24 protein-coding genes and 1 other RNA gene are annotated in these 25,156 nt (G+C 51.8%); 2 read left to right on the top strand and 23 right to left on the bottom strand.

The annotated features are described in order from the left end of the window. Positions 1-7 precede the first annotated feature (7 nt). The 23 genes from AC1BI1_RS00245 to ruvC all read right to left on the bottom strand — a co-directional run bounded on the left by AC1BI1_RS00245 (position 8) and on the right by ruvC (position 22,974). Positions 8-712 (bottom strand): tRNA threonylcarbamoyladenosine dehydratase, encoded by a 705-nt coding sequence (locus tag AC1BI1_RS00245; protein WP_476715254.1) that lies wholly within the window; start codon positions 710-712, stop codon positions 8-10. A 19-nt stretch (positions 713-731) separates the two neighbouring features. Beyond that, positions 732-915, bottom strand: a non-coding RNA gene (ssrS, locus tag AC1BI1_RS00240) — 6S RNA. A gap of 6 nt (positions 916-921) precedes the next feature. Further along, on the bottom strand, positions 922-2,754 hold the full coding sequence (gene aspS / locus AC1BI1_RS00235) for an aspartate--tRNA ligase (RefSeq protein WP_476715253.1): 1,833 nt from the start codon (positions 2,752-2,754) through the stop codon (positions 922-924). Beyond that, positions 2,755-4,026 carry a histidine--tRNA ligase gene (hisS, locus tag AC1BI1_RS00230; RefSeq protein WP_476715252.1) on the bottom strand — a complete coding sequence of 424 codons (1,272 nt, stop codon included), beginning with the start codon at positions 4,024-4,026 and terminating at the stop codon, positions 2,755-2,757. It lies immediately after the preceding gene. A gap of 16 nt (positions 4,027-4,042) precedes the next feature. Continuing rightward, entirely contained in the window at positions 4,043-4,663 is a 621-nt protein-coding gene (locus AC1BI1_RS00225) for an MBL fold metallo-hydrolase (RefSeq protein WP_476715251.1), read from the bottom strand. A gap of 79 nt (positions 4,664-4,742) precedes the next feature. Continuing rightward, complete coding sequence (dtd, locus tag AC1BI1_RS00220; protein ID WP_476715250.1) at positions 4,743-5,192, bottom strand: D-aminoacyl-tRNA deacylase; 450 nt, start codon at positions 5,190-5,192, stop codon at positions 4,743-4,745. Positions 5,193-5,209: 17 nt separating this feature from the next. After that, entirely contained in the window at positions 5,210-7,369 is a 2,160-nt protein-coding gene (locus AC1BI1_RS00215) for a RelA/SpoT family protein (RefSeq protein ID WP_476715249.1), read from the bottom strand. Positions 7,370-7,373: 4 nt separating this feature from the next. Beyond that, positions 7,374-10,187, bottom strand: coding sequence for a single-stranded-DNA-specific exonuclease RecJ (gene recJ / locus AC1BI1_RS00210; RefSeq protein WP_476715248.1), 2,814 nt, complete (start codon positions 10,185-10,187; stop codon positions 7,374-7,376). After that, positions 10,188-11,093 carry a cation diffusion facilitator family transporter gene (locus AC1BI1_RS00205; protein ID WP_476715247.1) on the bottom strand — a complete coding sequence of 302 codons (906 nt, stop codon included), beginning with the start codon at positions 11,091-11,093 and terminating at the stop codon, positions 10,188-10,190. It lies immediately after the preceding gene. Positions 11,094-11,207: 114 nt separating this feature from the next. Next, positions 11,208-11,666, bottom strand: coding sequence for a hypothetical protein (locus AC1BI1_RS00200; RefSeq protein WP_476715246.1), 459 nt, complete (start codon positions 11,664-11,666; stop codon positions 11,208-11,210). Between the two features lie 10 nt (positions 11,667-11,676). Beyond that, positions 11,677-12,576 carry a protein translocase subunit SecF gene (secF, locus tag AC1BI1_RS00195; RefSeq protein ID WP_476715245.1) on the bottom strand — a complete coding sequence of 300 codons (900 nt, stop codon included), beginning with the start codon at positions 12,574-12,576 and terminating at the stop codon, positions 11,677-11,679. 12 nt (positions 12,577-12,588) lie between these two features. Further along, positions 12,589-13,857: a protein translocase subunit SecD gene (gene secD, locus AC1BI1_RS00190; RefSeq protein WP_476715244.1), complete on the bottom strand. Its 1,269-nt coding sequence runs from the start codon at positions 13,855-13,857 to the stop codon at positions 12,589-12,591. A 73-nt stretch (positions 13,858-13,930) separates the two neighbouring features. Beyond that, positions 13,931-14,590, bottom strand: coding sequence for an HD domain-containing protein (locus AC1BI1_RS00185; protein WP_476715491.1), 660 nt, complete (start codon positions 14,588-14,590; stop codon positions 13,931-13,933). A gap of 10 nt (positions 14,591-14,600) precedes the next feature. Beyond that, positions 14,601-14,882 (bottom strand): preprotein translocase subunit YajC, encoded by a 282-nt coding sequence (gene yajC, locus AC1BI1_RS00180; protein ID WP_476715243.1) that lies wholly within the window; start codon positions 14,880-14,882, stop codon positions 14,601-14,603. 56 nt (positions 14,883-14,938) lie between these two features. After that, positions 14,939-16,066 carry a tRNA guanosine(34) transglycosylase Tgt gene (gene tgt / locus AC1BI1_RS00175; RefSeq protein WP_476715242.1) on the bottom strand — a complete coding sequence of 376 codons (1,128 nt, stop codon included), beginning with the start codon at positions 16,064-16,066 and terminating at the stop codon, positions 14,939-14,941. 15 nt (positions 16,067-16,081) lie between these two features. Further along, positions 16,082-17,107 carry a tRNA preQ1(34) S-adenosylmethionine ribosyltransferase-isomerase QueA gene (queA, locus tag AC1BI1_RS00170; RefSeq protein WP_476715241.1) on the bottom strand — a complete coding sequence of 342 codons (1,026 nt, stop codon included), beginning with the start codon at positions 17,105-17,107 and terminating at the stop codon, positions 16,082-16,084. Continuing rightward, on the bottom strand, positions 17,097-18,530 hold the full coding sequence (locus tag AC1BI1_RS00165; protein ID WP_476715240.1) for a SpoIID/LytB domain-containing protein: 1,434 nt from the start codon (positions 18,528-18,530) through the stop codon (positions 17,097-17,099). Before AC1BI1_RS00165 ends, queA begins: the two co-directional genes overlap by 11 nt. Before the next feature lie 46 nt (positions 18,531-18,576). Beyond that, positions 18,577-19,833 (bottom strand): anti-sigma factor domain-containing protein, encoded by a 1,257-nt coding sequence (locus AC1BI1_RS00160; protein WP_476715239.1) that lies wholly within the window; start codon positions 19,831-19,833, stop codon positions 18,577-18,579. Next, positions 19,799-20,503, bottom strand: a complete 705-nt coding sequence (gene sigI / locus AC1BI1_RS00155; protein ID WP_476715238.1) for an RNA polymerase sigma factor SigI — start codon at positions 20,501-20,503, stop codon at positions 19,799-19,801. Before sigI ends, AC1BI1_RS00160 begins: the two co-directional genes overlap by 35 nt. Positions 20,504-20,568: 65 nt before the next feature. After that, positions 20,569-20,793 (bottom strand): DUF2905 domain-containing protein, encoded by a 225-nt coding sequence (locus tag AC1BI1_RS00150; RefSeq protein ID WP_476715237.1) that lies wholly within the window; start codon positions 20,791-20,793, stop codon positions 20,569-20,571. 40 nt (positions 20,794-20,833) lie between these two features. Further along, on the bottom strand, positions 20,834-21,856 hold the full coding sequence (ruvB, locus tag AC1BI1_RS00145; RefSeq protein WP_476715236.1) for a Holliday junction branch migration DNA helicase RuvB: 1,023 nt from the start codon (positions 21,854-21,856) through the stop codon (positions 20,834-20,836). Positions 21,857-21,874: 18 nt separating this feature from the next. Further along, entirely contained in the window at positions 21,875-22,474 is a 600-nt protein-coding gene (gene ruvA / locus AC1BI1_RS00140) for a Holliday junction branch migration protein RuvA (RefSeq protein ID WP_476715235.1), read from the bottom strand. Continuing rightward, positions 22,471-22,974: a crossover junction endodeoxyribonuclease RuvC gene (gene ruvC, locus AC1BI1_RS00135; RefSeq protein ID WP_476715234.1), complete on the bottom strand. Its 504-nt coding sequence runs from the start codon at positions 22,972-22,974 to the stop codon at positions 22,471-22,473. The genes ruvA and ruvC overlap by 4 nt, the downstream gene beginning before the upstream one ends. A 244-nt stretch (positions 22,975-23,218) precedes the next feature. Here ruvC and AC1BI1_RS00130 point away from each other — a divergent pair, with 244 nt between their 5' ends. Further along, entirely contained in the window at positions 23,219-23,860 is a 642-nt protein-coding gene (locus AC1BI1_RS00130; protein ID WP_476715233.1) for a response regulator, read from the top strand. Positions 23,861-24,105: 245 nt separating this feature from the next. Further along, positions 24,106-25,155, top strand: a complete 1,050-nt coding sequence (locus AC1BI1_RS00125) for a 4Fe-4S dicluster domain-containing protein (RefSeq protein ID WP_476715232.1) — start codon at positions 24,106-24,108, stop codon at positions 25,153-25,155. Position 25,156: the final 1 nt, after the last annotated feature.

Raw genomic sequence — 25,156 nt, 5'->3', positions numbered from 1 at the left:
CTGTAGGTTAGATGCCCAATAAATCCCGCACCACTAGGCTGGCCAGAATTAAACCCGCCGCAGCCGGTACAAAGGAAATGCTGCCCGGTGGCTGACGCCCCTGGGTCCCTAGCGACACCTTGTGCGGCGGCTCCAGGGAATACACTACCGTGAGACCTCTATCAATCCCCCTCTTGCGCAGCCTCTGGCGCACCGCCCGCGCCAGAGGGCACCCGCTCGTCTTAGATATATCCGCTACTTTTAAAGCCGTAGGGTCCAGGCGATTACCTGCCCCCATACTGGATACAATCTTGACGCCGCTGCGCAAGGCCCGCTCCAGGAGATCAACTTTATTATGTACCGAATCGATCGCATCCACCAGGTAATCCAAATCCTGGCGGACGAAAAGGTGGCCGGTTGCCGGCGTATAACGCTCCTGGCGAGGGATTACGGTAGCCTGGGGATTAATATCTCTAAGGCGCCGGGCCATTACTTCCACTTTGGGCTGCCCGAGGGTGGAATGGAGGGCATGAATTTGCCGGTTAATATTGCTGGGAACGATATGATCAGGATCCACCAATTCCAAATAGCCCACGCCCGCCCGGGCTAGAGCTTCGGCAGCAAAGGAACCTACACCGCCGATGCCGATAACTGCTACCCTGGCCCGTTGGAGTTTGTGTAGAGCTTCCTTTCCCAGCAAGAGTTCTGTCCTGGTAGTGAAGGCTTCTTCCATAAAATACACCTCATAAAAATAAAACCCCACAAATGCCGTGAGGTGCCGCAGTTTCATGAACCCGCTCTCGCAGGTGGGTGCCCTCCTGAGCGCTTTTTGTTTCCCCTCCCCGGGGGCCTACAAGCCACGCCCAGAGTCCAGGCTCCCTAGGTGTTGGTGTTGGCTCACAACTTGCGGCCTTTACACGGACATTGCAGGGTGCAAATCGTTTATGTTGTATCCTTTTCGGTATTTATCTTAACACAAACTTTACTTTCGCGCAAGGGGTGCCGCGGGAACAGATGAAGCTCTTGTAATTGTTCCGGTGCTACTGGCGCCGGGGCCCCGGTCATCAGACAGGTAGCGCTCTGGGTCTTGGGGAAGGCAATAACATCGCGTATGGTTTCCCTCCGGCCCATGAGCATGACCAGACGATCTAAGCCCAAGGCAATGCCTCCGTGGGGTGGAGCACCATACTCAAAGGCCTCCAGCAGGAAACCGAATTTCTCCTGCGCTTCTTCTATTCCTAAACCTAATAAATTGAACATTTTTTCCTGTATGTCCCGCCGGTGAATACGAATGCTACCCCCGCCCAGCTCTACCCCGTTAAGCACTACATCGTAGGCCAAGGCCCGTACTTTTAAGGGTTGGCTATCCAAGAGGGGCAGATCTTCTTCACAAGGAGAAGTGAAGGGGTGATGAATGGCTTTATAACGCCCTTCTTCTTCGCTGTACTCCAGCAGAGGGAAATCTATCACCCAGGCGAAGGCCAGCTGCCCGGGATCTATCATTCCCAAGCGCTTGCCCATCTCCAAGCGCAGGGCTCCCAGGGCAGTGGCTGCTGTTTCTTCCTTGTCCGCCACAAATAGAAGCAGGTCCCCTTCCCGGGCCTCCATTTGCCTCTTAATGCCCTCTAGTTCTTCCGGACTGAAGAACTTGGCAATGGGCGAACGAATACCCTCCCCTTCTACTATCATCCAGGCCAAGCCCTTAGCCCCGAAAGTGCCGGCTAATTTGGTTAACTCCTCCAGTTCCCGCCGGGAATAACTACTACACCCGGGAGCCCTGATTCCCCGCACTACTCCTCCCCGGGCCACCGCTTCGGCAAAAACTTTAAACTGGCTGCCTTTGGCGACCTCAGAGATATCTTTAATTTCCATACCGAAGCGCAAATCCGGTTTGTCCGAACCGAAGCGGGCCATGGCTTCCTTATAGGTCAACCGCGGAAAGGGTAATTTAAGGTCTACCCCTAAAACGGTACGAAAAACGTAGGCCAGCAATTCCTCTGTAATATCCATGATATCTTCGCGCCGGACAAAGGACATTTCCATGTCCAGTTGGGTAAATTCCGGCTGGCGGTCAGCCCGCAAGTCCTCGTCCCGGAAACAGCGGACGATTTGGAAATAGCGCTCCACCCCGGCCACCATTAAAATCTGTTTGAAGAGCTGGGGAGACTGGGGCAGAGCAAAAAACTCTCCGGGGTGCAGGCGGCTGGGCACCAGGAAGTCCCGCGCCCCTTCCGGAGTGCTTTTAGTCAACATGGGTGTTTCAATTTCCCAGAAACCTCTAGTATCCAGGAAATCTCTAATTGCCTTGCTGGTCCGGTAGCGCAATTCCAACAAGCGCTGCATTTCCGGCCGCCTCAAGTCGAGATACCGGTAGCGCAAGCGTAAAGTTTCATCCACCTCTACATTATCCGCAATATGGAAGGGCGGTACTTTAGCTTTATTTAATATATGCGTCTGCTGGGCATAGACTTCAATCTCTCCGGTGGCCAAATTGGGGTTGGCTGTGCCGTCTGGCCTCAGCCGCACTTCTCCGGCCACGGCGATCACATATTCGTTGCGGATATGCTCGGCTTTAGCAAAAGCTTCGCCGGACCCCTCAGGACTAAAGACTACCTGTACTATCCCAGAGCGATCCCTCAGGTCTACAAAAATCAACCCTCCGTGATCGCGCCGCCGGTGTACCCACCCCATCAAGGTAACTTGAAGGCCTACATGTTTTTTACCGAGTTCTCCACAGCCATGAGTACGGCGCAAATCTCCCATACCTGCAATCACTTATCTGTCACGCTCCTTTTCCCGCTGGCAAAAAGCTATTATTTCCTGCCCAGCCACTTCTCGCTGTTCACCGGTGCGCAGGTTGCGCACTATAACCTTTCCTTTAGCCAGCTCTTCCTCACCCAGAATAATTACCAGTTTGGCCGGATACCGGTCTGCATATTTCATCTGCGCCTTTAAACTGCGCCCCATATAGTCTTTGTCGGCGGCAATATCCTTGGCCCTTAAAGCCTTAAGCAGTCGCAGGGCCGCCCCCTCCAAATCAGGGCCGGCGGTGGCCACTAGTACATCTATCCCGCTCTTTACTTCTATCTCCTTCCCCTGAGCCTCTAAAGCCAATAAAATACGTTCCAGTCCCAAGCCGAAGCCTATGCCGGGAGTAGGCGGGCCCCCACAAGCCTCTACCAGGCCGTCGTACCGGCCACCCCCGCCTATGGAGCTCTGGGCGCCAATCCCGGCCACCATAATTTCAAAGGCCGTATTGGTGTAGTAATCCAGTCCCCTCACCAGATGTTCATCCAGAATATATTCAATACCTAGATCTTCTATATATCGTAACACCCTCCGGAAATGTTCGGCACAATCCGGGCATAAGGAGCCGGTAATGGTAGGAGCCTGGGCCACCAGCTCCTGGCACACCTCGCTCTTACAATCAAAAATGCGCAAAGGATTGCGCTCGAACCTCCCCTGGCAAGTAGGGCAAAGAATATCCAGCTTATTCCTTAAATAGGCCTTGAGCTTTTCCCGGTGTACAGGCCGGCAGGCAGGACAGCCCACGCTGTTTAAATGGAGTTCCAAACTTTTAAGCCCCACCTGCTGGTAAAAATCCATGGCCAAAGCGATAACTTCGGCATCTACAGCCGGGTCCCTGCTGCCAAAAACCTCCACGCCAAACTGGTGGAACTGGCGCAAACGTCCCGCCTGGGGCCGCCCATAGCGAAACATGGGGCCGATATAGAAAAGCTTCACGGGCAACGGGCCGCTGTACAGCCTGTGCTCCAAAAAAGCCCGCACTACCGGCGCCGTCCCTTCCGGACGTAAAGTCAGGCTACGCTCGCTCCGGTCGTAAAAAGTGTACATCTCCTTTTCCACGATATCCGTGGTATCCCCTACACCGCGCTGGAAAAGTTCGGTGTGTTCAAAAATAGGAGTTCTTATTTCCCGGTAGCCATACAGACGGCAGAGGGAACTGGCCTTCTCTTCTAGATAATGCCATTTTTCGCTGGTACCGGGCAAAATATCCTCTGTACCTCGCGGTCTGTGGGTTAACATGGGAAACCTCCCTCAATTAAAAAAAGGGGTTATCGACTTTTTCCGCCCCGATGCTGGAGGCAGGTCCATGGCCCGGATAGATAGTCATGCTATCCGGCAGGCTAAAAAGTTTTTCTTTAATGGAGGTGATTAACTGTTCAAAGGAGCCGCCGGGAAAATCGGTGCGACCGATGGAACCAGCAAAAAGGGTATCACCAGTAAACACGAAGTCCTCTCCTTTAAGGCAGATGCCGCCGGGAGTATGCCCGGGAGTATGTATGACCTCCAGGATTACCTCTTGACCCAGGCGGATAACTTCACCTTCTTCCAGGGTACGGTCCGCTGGAGGGCTACCGCCCTGTCCCCCGGTAAAAGCGAAGAGATTTTTGCGGGGGTCGGTAAGGTAAGAAGCATCACCTTTATGAATCAAAATCTCGGCACCGGTGGCCTCTTTAATCTCTCCGTTGGACCCGCAATGATCTATATGGCCGTGAGTATTGATGATATAGCGCAGGCGGATACCGGCCCGGGCGGCCACAGCTAGAATCCGCTTTCCTTCGGCGCCCGGGTCAATTACTGCGCCTTCCTTGGTCTGGGAACAAGCGATAAGATAGCAATTGGTACCCAGGGGACCCACCACTAGTGTTTCTAAAATCATAAAAACCCTCCTTATTTTAAGCTGTTACCCAGCGCCCTTTAAAGTTATATCCCTAAAACTTTGAGCCCGCTTAACTCCTTTAAAATACTCTGCTGCTGTCCAAAAGCAAAGTTACCGGACCATCATTGATCAACTCCACCTGCATATGAGCCTGAAAGCGACCACTGCAGACCTTTAAGCCTTGCTTTTTCAGTTCGGCTATAAAACACTCATACAATTCCTCAGCAACCTCCGGGGGAGCAGCCTCGGTAAAACTGGGACGACGGCCTTTACGGCAATCGCCGTACAAGGTAAATTGAGAGACTACCAGCACCTGGCCAACTATATCTTTAACCGAGAGGTTCATTTTCCCTTCCCGGTCGGCAAACACCCGCAATCCGGCAATTTTTTCCGCAAGGTAGCCGGCATCTGCTACCGTATCCCCTGTTCTAACACCCAGGAAAATCAGGAGTCCTGGCCCTATGGCCCCTATCTCTTCCCCGGCCACTGTTACGCGGGCGCGCAAAACCCGCTGGACCACTGCCCGCAAAAACTGTCACCTCACTTTTAAGGTGTCACCCTCTTTACTTCCATGACATCCTTGATTCGCCGTATTTTATCGAGAATATATTGCAGGTGTTCTAAGCTCCGGATTTCAATTTTTAAATCTATAGTAGCCATATTGTTGCGCGTGGCCCGGGCATGGACAGAATTAATAATAGTTTTAGTGTCGGCCACGGCCGACATAATGTCCATGGCCAAGCGGGGCCGATCCAGGGCCACGGCTTCAATCTGTACCTGATAGGTGGCTTCAGCATCCTGGTCCCAAGCCACCTCGATGATGCGCTCGGGCTCCATGTGGAGATGGTGTAAAATGTTAGGGCAATCGTTACGGTGGACCGAAATTCCCCTTCCGCGGGTAATATAGCCCACAATGGCATCCCCTGGCAAGGGATTGCAGCAGTGGGCCAGGCGCACCGCTACATTATCAATACCTTTAACCCGAACGCCCTGGGAAGGCCGGCTGAAGCCGCTCCAGCTCTTGGCAGCCGGCAGCGCTTCCACCGGGGGTATTTCCTCTTCCTTTTTCTCCTCCCCCTTTAAATGGCCTACTACTTGGGAGGCTGTGAGCACTCCATCCCCTATGGCTGCCAAGAGATCGTCTACCGTAGCCAAATTAAATTTTCGGGCCACTTCCTGCAGGACACCCGTCTTTAAAGCTTCCTCAGGTTCCAGTCCCTGTTTCCGGTACTCCTTTTCTAAAAGTTCCCGGCCTTTAACTAAATTTTTTTCCCGCTCTTCTTTACGGAACCATTGCCGGATGCGGTTTTTGGCCTGGGAGGTTTTTACTATCTTTAGCCAGTCCCGGCTAGGACCGCTCCCCTTTTGAGTCAAAATCTCCACAATATCGCCGGTTTTTAATCTATAGTCCAGAGGAACTATCCGCCCGTTAACTTTAGCGCCTACACACTGGTGACCGACATCCGTATGCACCCGATAAGCAAAATCAATGGGGACTGAGCCGGCCGGTAATTCTATTACATCGCCCTTAGGAGTAAAGACGTAAACCCGGTCGGAAAAGAGATCGATTTTCAAGGACTCCATAAACTCCCGGGGGTCCCGTAGCTCGCGCTGCCAGTCTAAAATCTGGCGCAGCCAGGTGAGTTTCTGTTCAAATTCATGATCCGAACTGGTATAACCCTCTTTATAGCGCCAGTGGGCAGCAATGCCGTATTCAGCCGTCCGGTGCATCTCCCAGGTGCGAATCTGCACTTCAAAGGGTTCCCCTTCCGGCCCCAGCACTGTGGTATGCAAGGACTGGTACATGTTGGGTTTGGGCATAGCTATATAATCCTTGAAGCGGCCAGGAATGGGCTTCCACAGGGCATGTATTATGCCCAACACAGCATAGCAGTCTTTCACAGTATCTACAATTACCCGCAAGGCAATCAAATCGTATATTTCGTTAAGTTCCTTTTGTTCTTTTTTCATCTTGTTGTAAATACTGTAAAAATGCTTGGGCCGTCCCTGGATATCGGCTTCAATACCGCTTTCCAGCAGTTTTTCCCTCAAAATAGCTGCTACCTTCTGGATATATTCTTCCCTTTCCTGGCGTTTCTTGGAAATGCTTTTCACCAGTTCATAATATATCTCCGGCTCCAAGTAGCGTAAAGCATGGTCCTCCATCTCCCATTTGAGTCGAAAGATGCCCAGCCGGTGAGCCAGGGGGGCATAAATCTCCAGGGTTTCCCGGGCTATTTCCTGTTGTTTCTCCGGTGGGCAATGTTTTAGGGTTCGCATATTATGCAGGCGATCCGCCAGTTTAATGAGAATGACGCGAATATCCCTGGCCATGGCCAGAAACATCTTGCGCAAAGTTTCGGCCTGCTGCTCCTCTTTAGTCTTGTATTCCAACCGGCTCAACTTGGTGACCCCGTCCACCAGGAGGGCCACTTCTTCACCAAAAATATCGCGAACGGTGTCCAGACTCACCGAGGTATCTTCCACTACATCGTGGAGCAAACCTGCGGCAATAGTAACAATATCCAGCTGGAGTTCGGCCAAAATCTCAGCCACCGCCAAGGGGTGGACAATATAAGGCTCACCGGAATGCCGCTTTTGCTCGCTATGGGCAGTACTGGCGAAGTCATAAGCCTCCCGAATCAGCCGCAGGTCTGCATCCGGGTAGTAAAGAAGTATCTGCCTTTCCAGCGCCTGGAGGTTCATGGTTTCACCTCCTTAAACCCTCCTTAAGCTCCCGCCATAAGGCTAAAGCAGCTTCACAATCCCGGCAAAGCTGGCGGTAACGCCAGGAGTTGTTTAAATCTCGTTTCCCTTGCACTGAAGAATTAAGCCATACTTTTAGCCCCTTATTATCTTCGATACAGTTAATTAACCCCAATTCTTCCAAAATGTTTAAGCTGCATTGGAATAAATACTTGCCTGCAATTTGTTTATGTAGGTAAACCGCCTTTTGCCCGAGAGTTAAGGCCTCCAAACGCTTATAAAGGCTTAAAAGAAAAGGTCTTAAACTTTGGGCTCCGGGAGGTCCCTTAGTTAAGACTTTAGCTGATATGTAAACCTGCGGCCTATTCTCTTGCGGCGGTATAGCTAGTTCCATTTCCTCTCGGCCATGGGGAAGATAAGCAAAAATTATAACTTGAGCCGGATAAAACCAGGCCGGACGCGAACCTATTCCTACCAGTAAAGAAAATTCTCCCGCCAGGGAGCCATGGTGTATGATGGCCTTTTGCTCAGCTGTTAACCCTTCATCCAGTACCACTTTACATTCTGCCCGTTGCCGCAAGGACCGGGCCAGCTGACAAGCTTGCCCATAATCAGCAGCGTAAATCAGCACCCGTTTTCCCCCGGATACCCTTTCTAAAGCGCCTCTTAAGGGGTCGGTGATGACACCGTTTATAGTCCTTTCACCACCAAAACTTAAAACCTGCCCTTCCGGAAAAATCCTGGCTGCTTCAGGCGACCATAATTGCCAATCCTCATCCTGTAATTCCTCTTCCGGCACAAGCTCCAGAGGTTGCAAAATAATAGTGCCAGGAGAAAGTAATTGTGCTGATTTTGCTCTGGGCATCCAGGGTCCCCGGGCCAGCAGAAATATTTCCTCAGAGGATAACATATCCTTTAGCCCATGGTAACAGGTTAAGACCCCTCGGCCGGAAGCAAAAACTAACTTACCTGTTCCCCCGTTATTGTCCAGATGCTTCTTTAGCTCCTTAAGGATGGCTCCTGCCCATGTAACTTGATCTTTAGCTCCACCCTCTCGAACTTCCGCTACTCCCTTTAACCCCGGAAGGTGCGTCTCCACAACAATAACGCTACTCTCTGCCGGTCGCAAGGCTGCGACTACTAATTCCAGATCTTCCTGACCGTTATAAGTGTTTATGGTCGGCCGAAAAGCTAGGTCTACTTTGCTCCCCACTTCTATATTATCAGGCAAAACCATACGAAAGCCAATGGCCGGTAACTCCCGGCCTTCGGCCTGGACTTGGAGTTTTGTATGTAGGCCGTCGGAGCCCACCTGCCGTGCTGCCACAATTCGGGCTCCGCGGTAAAGGAAAAGGGGGCGCGGATTATCTTCGCCAAAGGGCGCAAGGTTTTCCAGCTCTTCTACTAACCGCTTATCCAGCTGACTTAAGAGCACTTCCGCCTCTAGCTGCAAACGGGGCTGAGGCCGTTCCTGGCCACAAGCGACTTCCAGCGCCGCCAGAAAAGCTTCACGAAAGGATACCACTTGATCCGCAGCTATCTCCAGTCCTATAGCCTGTCCATGGCCACCGCAAGAAAGGAGATATTGCCGGCAACTATGTATAATATTGAAGAGATCTATTCCCGTAACGCTGCGGCCGGACCCGCGGCCTTTGCCCTCTTGGTCCAGGGCGATCAAAATAGCCGGCCGCCCAAAGCGTTCCGCCAGCTTGCCGGCGACAATGCCCAGTACACCCGGGTGCCATCCGGTGCCAGCCAGCACCATCCCTGGGTCTCCCCGTTTTGCGGCAGCTTCAGCCTGGAGCATAGCTTCGGCCAGTATCTGTTCTTCCAAGAGCTGGCGAGTGCAATTTTCCCGGTTCAACATCTGGGCCAGTTCCCAGGCCTTTTGAGGGAAAGAAGTGAGCAACAGGTCCAGGGCGGGCCGGGCCGAGCCTAGCCGCCCGGCAGCGTTAAGCCGCGGTACTATGCCAAAAGCTATTCTTTCCGCATTTAATTCTGAAGGATTTAACCCTGCTACCTCCAGCAGAGCCTTGATCCCCGGCCTCTTGGCTTCTTTGAGCAGCTCCAGGCCCTTGCGCACCAGAATCCTGTTCTCCCCTAAAAGGGGCATGGAATCAGCAATGGTGCCCAGGGCTACCAAGTCCAGGGCCCAGCCCGCAAGCGTTCCCGCCTCAGGGGGTAAGCTCAACATTTCCGCCAGACCCTGAGCCAGCTTAAAAGCCACCCCTGCTCCTGCCAGATTGGGCCCCTCCCAGGAGCTTAGCCAAGGGTCCACTACAGCCAGGGCAGGAGGCAACTGTTCTCCTGGCCGGTGATGGTCCGTAATAATTAAGTCCAGGCCCTGCTCTCTGGCCCAGGCGGCTTCCTGTACCGCAGTGATGCCGCAATCGACGCTGATGACCAGGGAACAGCCCTGGGAGATGGCATAGGAAAGGCCGGCTATCTTTAATCCATACCCTTCCTCCAGGCGGTGGGGAATATAAAATTCTACCTCTACCCCTAACTTGGCCAGCGTCTCCCCTACAATGGCCGCAGCCGAAATCCCGTCTACATCGTAGTCGCCGTAAATAAGTATCTTTTCTTGCCTTTGTACTGCCTCATAAAGCCGCCGAAGGGCTTTTTCCATGTCCGGCAAGGCATAAGGAGACCTTAAGGCTTCTACTCCCCCATAAAAGAAAACTTTCGCTTCCTCCACCGTTCTTATGCCGCGGTTTATCAAGACCTGGGCCGTTACTGGAGATATATTTAAAGCCCGCGCCAGGGTCCCCTGGAGGACAAAGTCAGGCTTATAAAGTTCCCAAAGCGCTGAAAGCATTTAAGTCCTCTCCCCTTGACAGCCCTGGCATTTGCGGCAGCTCTGGTCTTCGTTACAAGGTTCCACATGGATAAGCACTTGGGTATAGGGCAAGGCCTTCTTGATTTCCGCAGTTATATGATCGCAGAGGCGGTGAGCCTGAGCCACCGGCTGCCGGGCGGGAACCACCAGGTGCAAATCGATCTGGCGTTCTCGCCCGGCCTTGCGAGTGCGCAGCTTATGAAACTCTACATATTGATCGGCATGGGCCGTTATAATTTCCTTGACTATGCGCTCCTCCTCTGCCGGAAGACATACATCCATTAAAGGTATAAAGGCTTCCCGCGTTAAACGGTACCCGGCTCCCATAATGAGAACGGCGACCAGCACGGCAACCAGAGGATCCAGCCAGCTAAACCCTGTAAATTTTAAGGCCGCTAGGCCCAGCATTACTCCCGCCGAAGTATACACATCCGTTCGCAGGTGCCACGCATCGGCCGACAAGGCTACCGATTGGGTTGTTTCCGCTACCCTGAACAGATGGCGTGAAATAAAATAATTCACTAGGGCGGAAAAGGCCATGACGGCAATACTGATGTCCGGCTGCGTTACTTCTGTCCCAAACCGCAGCTTTTTTACGCCTTCCACTATTATACCTACAGCTGCACCAAAAATAAGCAGAGCTTCAATAGTTCCTGCCACATTTTCTATCTTCCCGTGGCCATAACGGTGCTCAAAGTCAGCCGGTTTGCTAGCCTCTTTAAGGGAAAAATAAGCTATAACCGCTGCTAACAAGTCCAGCCCGGAATGGATAGCCTCCGAAATGACACTCAAGGAATGCGTGGCTATACCGGTAGCCAGCTTTAGGAGGACCAGACAACCGTTGGACAGCACCGATATCCGGGCCGCTTCAGTGCGCTCATCCACGGCCGACGTCACCTGCGCTCTAAAAAATTAGACTTCATCTTTGCCCTCGGATGAAGTCTTAAGGCCTAAGGCCTTGCTCCCATTGTAACACTCTAAGCGTTAATTCCGCAAGATTTAACTGTAAAAAGAGCCAAGCACCTGGCTTAAGAAAAGAAACCAAAGAATCAATAGCCCTAACCGCGGAAATAACCAACCTGCCAGGCTGCGCCAGTACCACTCCGGCCCTCCCCGGGTCTTAAGGTAGCGGAAAGCCTTGGCACCCACCAACCCTGCCAGGCTTAAACCCAAACGGGGTCCTGCCAGGACACCGGCTACCAGCAGGGCGGCCAGACTGGCAGCGAATACCCAGGTTGGACTGGGAGCACCCTTGGGCGCTATCCGCCAGGAGACAGCTAGGAGGCCCAGGGCCAAAACTATTCCTGTTACCAATAGTATAAGCATTAGGCCGGAAGGAGGTGCATAATAGGAGTGAACAAGGATACCGGCCAAAAGGACCAGCAGGCCTGTCCACGGATGAAACAGGCCTGCTACCAAAAACCAAACTAAAAATATACCCCACAAAAAAGGCACCATCGGCAGCTCCTTAAGGAGAAGTCGCCCGCCGCACTTTCGTCCGGGCTGCTCGCTTCCGTTCTTGTATTAAATGGCGAAAATCAACCCACAGGGGGCTCGCCGTAAAAATGGAGGAGTAGGTACCGCTGATAGTACCGATAAGCATAGCCAGGGCAAAGATTTTGGTTGTCTCTCCTCCCAGAAACAGCAAAGCAAGTAAAGCCATAATTACCGTAGTCACGGTATTGATGGATCTGGTCAGGCTCTGGGTAATGCTCCTGTTGACGAGCTCCTCTAAGGTTTCTTTCTTACGCAAGCGCAAGTTTTCCCGGATACGGTCAAATATTACAATGGTATCATTAATAGAGTACCCAATAATAGTCAAAATAGCTGCCACAAAGGAGCTGTCTACTTCCCACCGGAACAGCGCAAAAAGGCCTACCGTAACCAGGACATCATGGAGCAGAGCCAGCACCGCAGCGAAGCCGAAGAGAAATTCAAAGCGGAGTCCGATATAAATAACCATCAGCACCGAAGCTAGGGCCAGCGCGTAAAGCCCCTTCCTAGTCAGCTCCCCGCCGATTACCGCTCCTACTTTTTCATTGCGCTTGATATCCAAATTTCCCAGCTTCTCTTTTAGCGCAGCCAGTAACTTGTCGCTTTCCTCTTCGGTCAGGATAGGAGTCCGCATCAGGAATTCGTTCTGGCCGGCTGCCTGTATGGTCGCTTTTTCCAAATTAAATTCCTTTAATACTTCCCGCACCTGGGCAGTTTCTACCTGCCGCTCAAATTTCACCTGCAGGAGATTGCCGCCGGTAAAGTCGATACCGAAATTTAGCGCCGGCCGGTTAAGGAACATGGCTATGATACCTGGAATGATCACCAGCAAAGAGACAACATACCATATTTTGCGTTTACCGACAAAATCCATACTCAATCACCCCTATACTTTAACCGGCCGGGTATCCGGCCTTACCCCGTACAGCCGCAAATCCCGGCAGGCCGGGACATTAATAACCAAGTGCAGCAAAAACCGCGTCAAGGTGATGGCGGTGAACATGCTGGCCGCTATACCTAAGGAGAGGGTTACGGCAAAACCGCGGACAGTCCCACTACCCAGGAAATAGAGGACTCCTGCTGCCAGCACGGTAGTAGTGTTGGAGTCAAAAATGGTAGTAAAGGCCCGGGTAAAACCGGCATCCACGGCGGCACGCAAAGTCTTGCCGCTGCGCAGCTCCTCCTTCAGGCGTTCATAAATAATGATATTGGCATCCACCGCCATGCCCACGGACAACAGCAAACCGGCAATGCCAGGTAAAGTCAAGGTGGCTTTGAGAGCCCATAATACCGCCAGGACAATTACGGCATATACAATCAGGGAAAAATTGGCTATGAGCCCGGGCAGGCGATAAACTACCAGCATGAAAAGGGCTATAGCTATTAACCCGGCAATTATGGCATTCTTACTTTTAAGCAGGGAGTCCTGACCTAAGGTGGGCCCTACTGCGCGGCGCTCTTCAATCTGAACGGGCACCGGGAGAGCACCACCGCGTAACATGGCAGCCAGGTTGGCCGCTTCCTTGAAATCGGCAAACCCACCCCTTATTACCGCCTCCCCGCTAGGTATAGGTTCCTCCACTTCAGGGTTGGTCAACACCTGGTTATCCAGGTAAATACCAATGCGCCTTCTGGGATCGCCCTTGCTATACTTTTGTACCAGCTCCGCCGTAACCGCCGCGAATTTCTTGGTGCCTTCAGCATTAAACTTCAAAGCCACCTGGGGCTCATTCGTCCGCTGGTCAATAATGGCTTTAGCATCTTTAAGATCTTTACCGGTTACCACCACCTGGCCCTCAGCAGTCTTAAACTCCAGCAGGGCAGTCTTCCCGATAATCTTAACAGCTTCTTCCGGATCATCAACCCCGGCCAGCTCGATAATCAGCCGCCGGCTCCCTTCCCTCTGGATAATAGGTTCTGTTAATCCCAGCTCGTCCACCCTGCTGCGCATAACCCTCTGAAGGGCTTCCATGTCATCGTTGGTAACCCTGTGCTCTGGCGTATCTTTGGCTTCTACTACTATGTGGACGCCGCCCTTTAAATCCAGACCTAACTTCATGGATTTGATCAGAGGCGGCAATGCACCTATGCCTAGAGCCACTATAAGAAGAAAAACTATTACAGCTTTAAAAGTTTTGTTGGTTGCCCCTGCCAAACTGCTTTCCCCCTCTTGCTGCACGCCTTGACTAACCACGCTATTATAGATCTCCCTGAGGTGTATGTCAAATTTAAAGAAGACGGGCGTTGTTGATGACTAAGCCAAAATGGCAGCCCAAGAAGGCAGCCGCTCGGCGGCACATCATCATGCGGGTTAGGAAGATCTCAAAATACTCCGCCGGGTTGCTGATCTTAAGGTCGATGTCCAATTCCAAGGTGATACTTTTGTTTTTCTCCTCTACCCTAAGGAAAGAATGCTGGACAGCATAATTGACCCGGTCGTGCAGATCAAAGGTAGCCAATTCCCTATTCCTTACCCGGGAGCGGTGTACATCGGACTTATCCGCCAAAATTAAGGCGGCTGCCACCGCATTGACTGCCTGGCCGTACTCCTCTTCATGGTTACCAATGGCTCCCATCACCAGGGCCGTTTCTTCCGGGGCCATACCCAGTCTCCTTAAAATATGATAGGCCAGCAAAGCGCCGGTCTGACCGTGATTCTGCCTGCTGATGACATTGCCAATATCATGCAGGTAACCGGCAATGGCCGCCAACTGCGCCATACGCTCCGGGTAACCTAGCCTGGTCAGCACATTATAACTAATACTGGCCACCAAACCCAAATGGCGGTGGCCATGCTCCGTAAACCCCAGGACTTCCAAGTGTTGGTTGCCGCGCTGAACAAGAGCTTCTACTTCCGGGTCCTTCTTAACCTCTTCTAAGGTTATCAGTCCCAAAGGATTACTTCGCCTCCTGGCCAGGAACATAGGCTATGGCGTTTTTATTAATTTCTACCTCTACCTTGTCCGCAATGCGCAGCATAACAGTATCTTCCTTTATTTTAGTAATGCGGCCGTGGATACCTCCTACGGTAACCACCCGGTCATCCACTTTTAATTTGCTTAGCATCTCCTGTCTCTTCTTTTGCTGCCTTTGCTGGGGGCGAATAATCAAGAAGTAAAAGATAGCAAAAAAGAATACCAAGTAAAAAATTGTTAACCCCCACCCTTGAGCCTGTTGCATCAAAAATCACCTCCCTTTATTCCTTTCGACAAAAGAGGGACAACACCTCTCTCCCTTTAGAAATTTTCTTCTTGTTGGCCGTAGCGGGAGTAAAACTCGGCTGCCATATCTTCCAGGCAATCCTCAGCTATGGCCCGCCGAATCCTATCCATGAGGCGGAATAAAAAGTGGAGGTTATGGATAGTAGTGAGCCGCAATCCTAAAATTTCATTGGCCTTGATAAGATGCCGGATATAAGCCCGCGAATAATTCCGGCAGGCATAACAATCACACTCCGGATCCAGAGGACCAAAATCCCGGGCATAGGCGGCATTGCGTACCACAAGCTTACCTTTGCTGGTGAGCACGGTGCCATTGCGGGCTATACGCGTAGGCAGCACACAGTCAAACATGTCAATTCCCCTCTTCACGCCCTCAATAAGGCAGTCGGGCGAACCCACGCCCATGAGGTAACGGGGTTTATCCGCCGGCAAAAGGGGATTCAATTCCTCCAAAATGGCGTACATTACATCTTTAGGTTCTCCTACACTTAAGCCTCCAATACCATAACCGGGAAAATCCAGGGCCGTAATTTCGCGGGCGCTACGGCGCCTGAGGTCCGGAAAAACACCTCCCTGGATAATGCCAAAGATAGCCTGGTCCGGCCTCTTGTGTACCTCCAGGCAGCGCTCAGCCCAGCGCGTAGTCCGTTCTACCCCGGCTTTGGTCTCTTCATAAGTAGCGGGGTAGGCCACACATTCATCAAAGGCCATGGCAATATCCGAGCCTAGGGCTTCCTGGACGGCCATGGATTCTTCCGGGCCCATGAAATGGGTGGAACCATCCAAGTGAGAGCGAAAAACAACTCCTTCCGGGCGGATTTCCCGCAAGGTAGCCAGGCTAAAAACTTGAAAACCGCCGCTGTCGGTAAGGATAGGCCGGTGCCAGTTCATAAATTTGTGTAGACCCCCGGCCTCGCGAATTATATCGGCTCCCGGCCGCAAGTATAGGTGATAAGTATTGCTTAAGATAATTTCTCCCCCTAGAGATTCCACCTCTTCCGGAGTCAGGGTTTTTACCGTGGCCTGAGTACCCACCGGCATAAAAACAGGGGTATTGACCACCCCGTGGGGGGTAATCAAGCGTCCTAACCGGGCGCCAGAGGTTTTCTCCCTTTTTAGTACTTCGAAGGAAACTGCAGCCACGAATAAAGTCACTCCTTAAAGTATCAACATAGCATCCCCAAAACTAAAGAAACGATAGCGCTCCTGCACGGCTACACGGTAAGCCTCCAGGATTCTTTCCCGTCCGGCAAAGGCGCTAACCAGCATAAGGAGAGTAGAACGGGGTAAATGGAAATTAGTAATGAGGCAGTCCACGGCTTTAAAACGGTAGCCAGGGTAAATAAAGATATCTGTAAAACCTTCTCCCGGGCAAATTTGGCCCTCCGGCGTAGCCACCGTCTCCAGGGCCCGCACCACAGTAGTTCCTACAGCCACCACCCGCCCGCCCCGGGACCTGGCGGTATTTATAGCCCTGGCGGTTTCCGCTGAGATAGCATAATATTCGGCATGCATGCGATGCTTTTCTATTATTTCTTCCTTCACCGGCCGGAAAGTGCCCAGCCCTACATGAAGGAGAATATAGGCTATTTCTACTCCTTTATCCTGGAGTGCTTGGAGGAGGCGCGGGGTAAAATGCAAGCCTGCCGTGGGAGCAGCAGCCGATCCCGGATGGCGGGCATACACTGTCTGGTAGCGTTCGGGGTCCGGTAATTCGCTCTTAATGTAAGGGGGTAAGGGTACCTCGCCCAGGCGGGCCAGGATCTCCTCCCAGTTTCCCTCATAAGTAAACTCCAGAACCCTTCCACCTGTAGGGGTGGTAGCTAAAACCTTGGCCGCTAGTTCACCTTGGCCGAAAACTAGTTCCGTCCCCACCGGTACCCGTCGCCCCGGCCGCACCAGGGTCTCCCAGCAATCTCCCCCCAGGCGGTTAAGGAGCAGGACCTCCACCCGGCCTCCTGTCCCCGCCTTCCTCCCCCACAGGCGGGCTGGCATCACCCGGGTGTCGTTAAGCACCAAGATATCCCCGGGATTAAGGTACAAGGGTAGATCGTAAAAATACCGGTGCTCAAGCCTTCCATTCCGGCGGTGCAGCACTAGGAGCCGCGAGGCGTCCCGCGGCTCCACCGGTTGCTGGGCTATTAACTCTGGCGGTAAATAATAATCGAATTCTTCAACGCGCATAGTAGCTCCCTGTATAAGGTGCAATAATTAATTTTCCATCACGGCGGTCTTGGTTATAATAGTGTTCAATTATATCCCGGTAACTATACCCCTTCTCCGCCATACCTCGGGCCCCCCACTGGCTTAAGCCCAGACCGTGGCCGTTCCCTCGTCCCTGAACTATCACCTGCCGGAACATCTTGGGTACCGTCCGGCGGTCTTCCCGTCCGGCTACCAGGTATTCTCCTGCAGTACCGTTTAAAGCAGTTGGGGAGAGAGTGGCGCCCAGGGCCACCAGGTCTCCGCCGTAATTTACTTCCCGTTTGTTCCCCTGGCCGTCCAGTAGCACTACAGTAGAGTCCATTTGCATGGTAAATAAAGTACTACGCAAACCCAGGACGGAGCGGATGCCATCACGGAAAGCCGACGTTTTACCTTTAGTACCTATGATATCCAGCCGCGTTACTCGGCCCGATACTGTGGGGCCGCTCCCGTCCCGCCGATCGCGGGAAATCGCTAGATCTATCACTTCTCCCAGGTCCGCCCTCTGGCCGATGCGCTCCAACCAGGCCTTTATCAGGTTCTGAACCTCTTCCCTGGAGAGAGTCTTGTTCCACACATAGGTGTCGGCCGCCCATCCACCCCACTTTAAAGCATACTCATCCTCCGGAGAAGGGACCCCCCTGATATAAGGCAAGGCCGCCGACCACACATTTTCGCTGTCTTCCGTATAACCTCCGGCATTGGAGTGGAAATAGGCCTCTATTAATTTGCCTTGGTAGTAAATAACCTGACCTTTGGTGGCATCTACCGCTTGCTTTACTTTATCAGCGCCCGGAACCACTTCGGCCTCGTATCCCGCGTAAACCTGGGTGTAAGTATCATCGGTAACATCATACAGGGCTTCGGGCCTTATCCTGTTTAAGGCATAGGTGCGAGAAACTACCGCCTGGGTCTTAAGGGCCTCCAGACCAGCGCTACTACCCATCTCCGGACCTACTACCCCATAGAGGTACTGCTCCACGTCCAGGGTATTGACGGCTGCCAAGCCTGTTCCTTCATAAACGATCTTAAGGCTTCCCCGGTAACGCCGACCCTGGTACTTGAAAAGATTAAAGGCTTTTTCATCCAGGGGTTTAAGCTCCACTATCCCGGTACTTACCTGGGGCAGAACCTGGCCTTGCTTAAAAAGCTTTAATTGCCCTTCCTCTAGCTTCACTTCCCAGGCCTCTCCTATCCTGGGCTGGGCCAGCTCCTTCCCCTGTCCGTCCAGCAGCCGGTAGGCGCCCTGGACCACTTCCAAGTTTATCTGGCTAAGCCCGTTATCCAGGAGCACCCGGATAGAAGGGGATACCGGCGTACCTGCCCCGGCTCCGCGAGGCAATATAATGAGAAAAACCAGTATGGCCACCAGTCTCCCATACTTTAAAGCTCTTTTGCCCAATATAATCTTCCTCCGTTTCCCCTCTAAAAGGCCTCTTTTTTAAGTTCTATCTCTTGCCCTTGATATCCTTTTTCTCATCAAGCCCTCTTTCAAGCTCGCTTTCCTTTTCTCTTTCTCTACTCTCGGGTCTCCTTGTATCTTCTCTTGTATCCGTTATCCTATTATTTTCTTTTTCTATCATCTCCTCGGGTACACCTTTATTCTTCTTCACTTCGGGGGCTACTGCATTTTCTTGTTGTTCCGTGTGTATTCCTTTGGGAAGCTCCCCAGGCGGTCCCTCCGCGGGCTTGATACCCTTCCCAGCACCCTTTGTTTCCTGCGGAGGAGTAATCACCGAATTACCCGGTTTGTCAGACATCCCGGATTCCTCACGTTTAGGTGTAAAATATTCTGGTTTTGGCCTGGGAGAGCCTGGTATATCTTGTGTAAGGGGTGGGGTCAACGCCTTCTCCAGCAATGGCTTTAACTGCTTTTCCTTCTCTTCCAGATTTTTATCCGTGGTCAGCGATTGTAGAACCTTTCGCCAGTCTCCCCCGGCTCTACGAAGTACCTCTGCTATCCTCTCCTGTTTCAAGCTCTCGCCGCTAATAGGAACTCCTGCAGCCAGGGCTTCCAATAAAACAGCATATTTACCAGGGGAGAGCCCCGCTTTAAAAGCATGTTCTCGTAAAACAGGTTGAAGGGTAAGGGTTTTCACCATAGGGATAATCTTGTCCTCCTGCAGGATCTTCTCTGCTGCAGTAGCCAGCCGGGCCCCCAGCTGATCCCCGGCCAGGAACTTTTCTTCTGTTTCCACCGCCGGAACCACCGTAAGTAAAAGAATCCCTTCCTGCCCCGACCGGTAATAACCCTGCTTAACGGCTTCCCTGGCCAGGGCGCCTATAGCTGCCTTAGCCGCCTGTCCTTCTAAATTGAGGCCGGCCAACATTGCTGCTCCCTCGTTGTTTAAAGCCCTAGCTTCTATCACCCTTTCCCGGTCATTGACCGTCAATTCTACACTGGGATTGATATCTACGCTGATATAGAAGGCAGGCTCCTGTGTTCCCCGAAGAAAAGCCCTTGCCCAGGGCATACCAAGTACCAGTAACATAATTGCTGCCACCATAGCAGCTATTTTCCGCCAGCCAAGAGCGGAAGATACCACAGGAGCTAACATTATTTCTTCCCCTACGCTGGGCAAGGGGCCTGCCGGGCGCAACTGGCGAAATTCTCCCTCCGGAGTAAGAACAATTACCTTTCCACCAACGATCTCCAGTACCACGCCCCGTTTAGCGCCGGCCATGGCGCTCACCTCTGTTCTCACTTATGTATTCCTGCAAATATTCGTAGTCTCCCATCATCATTACGGCTGCAGCAATTATATATTTGCGGTGGCGTTCCAGAGTCTTCCGGCTGGTCTCTAACTCTTGTTCTAGAGCTTTCAGGGGAAGCTCCCGTTTTTCTTTTAAATACTGCCGAAACAAAGGATTGCTTGCTATTGCCCTGGCACAAGCCAAAGCCCGTTCCCTGGCATCCCGGTGGCGAGGACTAGCCCGTACGAGATCGGCAAAGGTAATACCATAGCTGGCCAGCTCTTCCCGATAACGGGCAATCTCCTGGCGCCGGTCTTCCAGTTCCGCCGCCATCTCGTCCTCCTCATGGCCCGGAGAACTTTCCAGGGCTGAAAAGGGTAAGCTTTGCCGGTGGCGCTCTTCCCGCCGGAAATGATCGATGAGCCTCCTGCGAATAACTGTTTCGGCCAGGGTTAAAAAAGAAATGCCCTTATCGGGATTATAATTATCAATAGCTTCGTTGAAGGCCATAAGCCCAATGCTGGCTTCGTCATCCTCGCCCAGGCGCACAAAGCGGCCGCTCATCCGCGAGGCAATTTTCAGGATAAAAGGAGTAAATTGGCGGATAAGCTCTTCCCGGGCAAGCTTGTTCCCCTCACGAGCTAAAGAAAGAAGCTGGTTGGGATCTGCTTCCGGCTGCAACCAGCCTCACCTCTCCCTGTAAAATAAATTCGCACTTTCTATCTCTTTTATGGGCTACCAAAAATTTAGCGGCGGAAGAAGAGGTTTAAGACCAGCGTTAAAATCAGGCTTAAAATAAGGGAAGTGACCAGGGGAAAATAAAAGGTAAAATTGCCCTTTTGGATATAGATATCACCTGGCAAACGCCCCAAGGAAGTAAGCTTTCCTATGCCTAAGAGCAGTAAACCCATGAAAGCCAAAAACAGGCCCAGGCCTATCAACATCTTCCCCAGAAAGCCGAGATCTCCCATCAACTAGTTCACCTTCCCTCTACATAAGATCCGGCCGACCCTAAAGCAAAGTAAGCTGGGTCACTTTCTCCCCTTTATATTTTAACCCCAGATGCCGGTAAGCCAGCTCAGTCGCGAGCCGCCCGCGAGGTGTACGCTGGAGATAGCCCTTTTGGAGCAAATAAGGTTCATATACATCCTCCAAGGTTTCAGGGTCTTCACTTAAACTGGCAGCCAGGGTTTCTAAACCTACCGGACCACCCCCGAATTTTTCGATTATGGTTCGAAGTAACCGGCGATCCAGATTATCGAGGCCCTGCTCGTCCACCTCCAAGAGCTTAAGGGCTTCCCTGGCCACCTCCAGGGTAATTACTCCTGCCGCTTTCACCTGGGCATAGTCGCGCACCCTTTTTAAAAGGCGGTTAGCAACGCGGGGTGTCCCCCGGGCACGGCAGGCAATTTCCCAGGCACCTTGAGGCTCTATCTGTACCCGCAGAATAGCTGCCGACCGCTGCACAATGGCTGCCAGTTCCTCTTCCCGGTAAAACTCCAGCCTGGCAATAATGCCGAAACGCTCCCGCAAGGGAGAAGTGAGCAAACCCGTTCTGGTGGTGGCTCCCACCAAGGTAAAGCGGGGTAAAGCTAAGCGCAAGGAGCGAGCGCTGGGGCCCTTGCCCAAAACTATATCCAGGCCGAAATCTTCCATGGCGGGATACAAAATCTCTTCTACACTGCGGGGCAAGCGGTGTATCTCGTCAATAAAGAGCACATCCCGCGGTTGCAAGTTGGTAAGGATAGCCGCCAGATCCCCGGGACGCTCAATGGCCGGCCCCGAGGTTATACGCAGTTGAACCCCCAGTTCCCGCGCAATAATCCCGGCTAAGGTGGTCTTGCCCAAGCCCGGAGGGCCGCATAAAAGTACGTGGTCCAGGGCTTCTCCCCGCGCCTTGGCTGCGGCAATAAAGATGCTCAAGGTCTCCTTTACTTGGTCCTGGCCGATATATTCGGCTAGAGACTGCGGCCGTAAACTTGCTTCCATCTCTTGTTCGTCTGTATGTAGAGTTGAGGCCACCAGGCGTTCCATAAAATTGATGGCTCCTCCCTAAAATACTTTGCCCGAGCCCAAACGCTTCAGGACCGCCCGCAAAAGCTCACCGCTGCTAACCCCCGGGCCCAATTCCTCACGGGCCTCCTTAAGCGGCTCTTTAACCTCAGCTAAATTATATCCCAGACCTACCAGAGCCGCCAAAACCTCATCCTCTTGAGGTCCCGTGCCCAGGGACGCTCCGTTAACTTGCAACCCCGATTTTATTAGCCTGTCCTTTAGTTCCAGCACCAGACGCTTGGCTTTTTTGGGGCCCACTCCTGGTAGGGCAGTAAGAAAACCATTATCTTCTTCAATAATGGCCTGAGCCAACCGGTCCGGAGGTGCGGCAGCCAGTACGGCCTGAGCCCCCTTCGGCCCCATTCCAGTTACACCTAATAAAATCTGGAACATCTTCAGTTCTTCGTAAGTTTTAAACCCATAAAGCTCTAGCGCATCTTCCTTGACCGCCAAATGGGTATATACGGTTACTTCGCTGCCCACAGGGGGCCAATGGGCACCGGGCAGGGTACGAACGAAAAACCCCACACCATTTACCACCAGTAAAATTCCTTCCGGTCCCACCTGTCTCAATTCCCCGCATAAGAAGGCTATCAAAAGCCGCCCACTCCTTCAACCTTTTTCCTGAAATTATGGCAACTGGCATGACAGACAGCGACGGCCAAGGCATCGGCTGCATCATCGGGAGCGGGTAATTGGGGTAAGTTTAAGAGAACCTTTACCATACGTTGCATTTGAGCCTTGGAAGCCCTGCCGTAGCCGGTTATAGCCTGTTTAACTTGTAAAGGAGTATATTCGGCCACGGGAAGTTCAGCATGGGCCGCAGCCAGTAAAACTACACCCCTGGCCTGTCCTACCGCCAAAGCTGTGCGCGTATTCTTATTAAAAAACACCTCTTCCACAGCCATACAGCAGGGTTTTTGTTGCAAGATTAAGGACATAACCTGTTCATAAAGGGAAGCTAGCCGTACAGGTAAAGAGTCCGCAGTCGAAGTGCGCACACAACCATATTCACTTACCCTTAGGCCTTCCTTCCCTACTTCTATTATGCCGTAGCCGGTGGTAGCCGTCCCTGGATCAATTCCCAAAATACGCATGTCCCGTCTCCTTTACTTACATACAAGAACATACTGAAGTGGTAATTCGCCAATGCGTAGACCAGTTCCTTCTTCCTTCCTTACAAATCCTTAGGATTTTACAGTGAGGGCCCAGTCTTTTTCTAAATATTGCAACTACGGATGTACTATATTGTACTTGAGCGGTAGATGGTATATAATTATTGTTAGAAAGTTAACAATAGCTTGTCTTAGTCCCCAATTTTTTGAACGAAGGGGAACAGGCATGAACTCTAGGCTGCGAGTCCTGCTGGTAGATGACCATACTTTGATCCGCAAGGGTATAAGTATGCTTATGGGCCAGTGGGAAGGTTTTGAAGTAGTGGGTGAGGCAAGGAATGGGGAAGAAGCCATAGAGCTAGCCCTTAGGCTTCGTCCGGATATCATCCTTATGGACATATATATGCCCCACTTAAATGGTCTGGAAGCGACCCGCCGTATCAAAGCCCTATTGCCTGAAATAAAAGTAGTAATACTCACAATAGCCGATGACGATGAAACTATAGAAGCAGCTTTTGCTGCCGGTGCTGAAGGATATCTGCTAAAAACGGTAGAACCCCAACAGCTATTTTATCTTCTCCTCGACGTGGCCCGCGGCGAAGTTCCTTTAGCCTCAGCTTTAACTAAAAAAATCCTGCCGAAACTTAATTCTATTCCCAAAGACCATCTGTTAAGCGCCAGAGAAAAGGAAGTATTAGAGCTGGTTGCCCGGGGCTTTACCAACCGGGAAATTGCCGAAAGGCTTTACATAAGCGAAAATACGGTAAAGAATCACCTGCGCAATATACTGGAAAAATTGCAGACAAAAAATCGTCTCCAGGCAGTCCATTATGCTCTCCAACACGGCCTGGTCAAGTTAAAGGAATAGCCCAAAATAACTATCCCAATTAGTCCTTTCGGGTCTGCGCAGGCGCCTAAATAAAGATTACGTTAAAAATTAAAAAGATAATTTTTGGAGGGGAGGAGTGAAAAAGAAAGTACTAGCTGATACTTTCACACTCCAAAAGGACAGATAGAAAGTAAAAGAATGGGAGTAACAATAAGTTGAAAGGGGTCATGACAGGGTCTTTGTGAAGGTAATATTAAGTATTTATTCGTTTGGAGGTGTAAATTATGTCTGTAGCATATACCAGGCCAATAGAATTAGGGTTGCCTCTTCTTTATTACGTCCCTAAAACAAAATTAAACGCCTTTGTGCAAGAGTTGCAGAAGCGCTACGATGTCTTCGGCCCGGTAGCCAAGGGGAAGGAATTCATTTTTGCACCCATTACTAAAGCAGAAAATCTGGCTCTCCATTATCGGACCACTTTGTTGCCACCCAAAAAACTACTTCATATGCCCTTTGAAGTCCTCTTCGCCTTCCATGAACATCAAATAGTAGAAACTCCAGTTCCGGGAAGGCCTCAAATAATTTTTGGCATTCACCCCTGCGATGTCCACGCTATTTTGATTTTAGATAAGGCATATACAGCCGAGTATCCCGATCCCTATTATATAGCTAAACGCAAGAATACCGTGCTGGTAGCGCTGAACTGTTCAGAACCCGGGGAAAACTGTTTTTGCCTATCTTTAGGCACCGGACCAGCCTTGAAAGAGGGTTATGATCTCCTGCTTACCGATTTAGGTCAGGGCTATCTGTTAGAGGCAGGCAGCCCCCAGGGCAAGAAATTAGTCCTGGATCTGGACTTGACTCCCGCCCCCCGGGTAGCCACGGTAGAAAAGCAAAAGGTAATAGATACTGCCCGGCGCAAGTTTCAAAAGAAGCTCCACACCCAGGGCCTCCACGAGCTTTTAGAAGAAAACTTCCGCCACCCCCTTTGGGAGGAGCTTATGCATCAGTGCCTGGCCTGCGGTTCCTGCACTATGGTCTGCCCCACCTGCTTCTGCTATAACGTGGTAGACAAAATCGATCTGAACCTGAAGAGCGGCAAGCGCCAGCGGGAATGGGACTCCTGCATGCTGCTGGAATACGCCCAGGTAGCCCTCGGCCATAATTTCCGCAAGGACAGGGATGCCCGCGTCAAACAGAGGATCTATCATAAACTGGTTTACTATGAACCCCAGTTTGGCACCCTGGGCTGTGTCGGCTGCGGCCGGTGCATCAGAACCTGCGTCAAGAAAATTGACATTACCGATATTATCAGCCGCCTGAGGGGGGAATAAG

The organism is Thermanaeromonas sp. DSM 22490, from assembly GCF_056378755.1.
The sequence above is the reverse complement of the archived record's forward strand: the minus strand, read 5'-3'. Positions and strand labels throughout refer to the sequence as shown.

Excerpts from the sequence above, each read along its gene's own strand:
- AC1BI1_RS00245 (WP_476715254.1), bottom strand. The coding sequence starts at position 712 with ATGGAAGAAGCCTTCACTACCAGGACAGAACTCTTGCTGGGAAAGGAA.
- hisS (WP_476715252.1), bottom strand. The coding sequence starts at position 4,026 with ATGTTAACCCACAGACCGCGAGGTACAGAGGATATTTTGCCCGGTACC.
- AC1BI1_RS00225 (WP_476715251.1), bottom strand. The coding sequence starts at position 4,663 with ATGATTTTAGAAACACTAGTGGTGGGTCCCCTGGGTACCAATTGCTAT.
- AC1BI1_RS00215 (WP_476715249.1), bottom strand. The coding sequence starts at position 7,369 with ATGAACCTCCAGGCGCTGGAAAGGCAGATACTTCTTTACTACCCGGAT.
- recJ (WP_476715248.1), bottom strand. The coding sequence starts at position 10,187 with ATGCTTTCAGCGCTTTGGGAACTTTATAAGCCTGACTTTGTCCTCCAG.
- AC1BI1_RS00200 (WP_476715246.1), bottom strand. The coding sequence starts at position 11,666 with ATGGTGCCTTTTTTGTGGGGTATATTTTTAGTTTGGTTTTTGGTAGCA.
- secF (WP_476715245.1), bottom strand. The coding sequence starts at position 12,576 with ATGGATTTTGTCGGTAAACGCAAAATATGGTATGTTGTCTCTTTGCTG.
- yajC (WP_476715243.1), bottom strand. The coding sequence starts at position 14,882 with ATGCAACAGGCTCAAGGGTGGGGGTTAACAATTTTTTACTTGGTATTC.
- queA (WP_476715241.1), bottom strand. The coding sequence starts at position 17,107 with ATGCGCGTTGAAGAATTCGATTATTATTTACCGCCAGAGTTAATAGCC.
- AC1BI1_RS00150 (WP_476715237.1), bottom strand. The coding sequence starts at position 20,793 with ATGGGAGATCTCGGCTTTCTGGGGAAGATGTTGATAGGCCTGGGCCTG.
- ruvB (WP_476715236.1), bottom strand. The coding sequence starts at position 21,856 with ATGGAACGCCTGGTGGCCTCAACTCTACATACAGACGAACAAGAGATG.
- ruvC (WP_476715234.1), bottom strand. The coding sequence starts at position 22,974 with ATGCGTATTTTGGGAATTGATCCAGGGACGGCTACCACCGGCTACGGC.
- AC1BI1_RS00130 (WP_476715233.1), top strand. The coding sequence starts at position 23,219 with ATGAACTCTAGGCTGCGAGTCCTGCTGGTAGATGACCATACTTTGATC.
- AC1BI1_RS00125 (WP_476715232.1), top strand. The coding sequence starts at position 24,106 with ATGTCTGTAGCATATACCAGGCCAATAGAATTAGGGTTGCCTCTTCTT.